This window comes from Oleiphilus sp. HI0123, assembly GCF_001635315.1.
In genome coordinates this window covers 1-429 of record NZ_LWGE01000176.1, presented here as the reverse complement: position 1 = coordinate 429, position 429 = coordinate 1, and the positions used below count along the sequence as shown (strand labels likewise).

Annotated in this window: 1 protein-coding gene; it reads left to right on the top strand. The window is 42.2% G+C overall.

Going from position 1 to position 429, the window contains the following annotated elements; translation table 11 throughout:
* Positions 1 to 210, top strand: a 210-nt coding sequence (locus A3761_RS01635; protein ID WP_068749686.1) for a hypothetical protein, incomplete at its 5' end; no start/stop codon positions are given.
* Between the last annotated feature and the right edge of the window lie 219 nt (positions 211 to 429).

Below are 429 nucleotides of genomic sequence, written 5' to 3'. Positions count from 1 at the left end.
ATGCCTTACAAAGAAGGTTACAAAATGAATGTGTATTATGCATTTACTAAGGTATCTGGGGGTTTTTCTACTGAAGCTCTTGGTAGAGCTTTAGCTCAATCAGTTGTTGGCGATAGTAGCCAATTTATTCCAAGAACTGTCTCTGCTCTAGAAACAGCAATTACATCAAATGGAGTTGCACTCAATTTAATTGATAGTTATCCAAACTAAATTTAACAAGTGCATCTTGCAAGGACTTGGGTAAACTGTCACCTTTTGTGCAAAAATACGCACAAAAGCCGCCACTTTACCCAAGCCGCAAATGCAGGCGTTGGTATGACTCCCCACGTCAAGAGGCCCGCACAAAATCCTGCCGGAACCTCGGCCAGAGCCTTTCTTTTTAATTAACATTCTTCCCGTTAGGGAAGCGTCAACGCATCAGATGAAGCA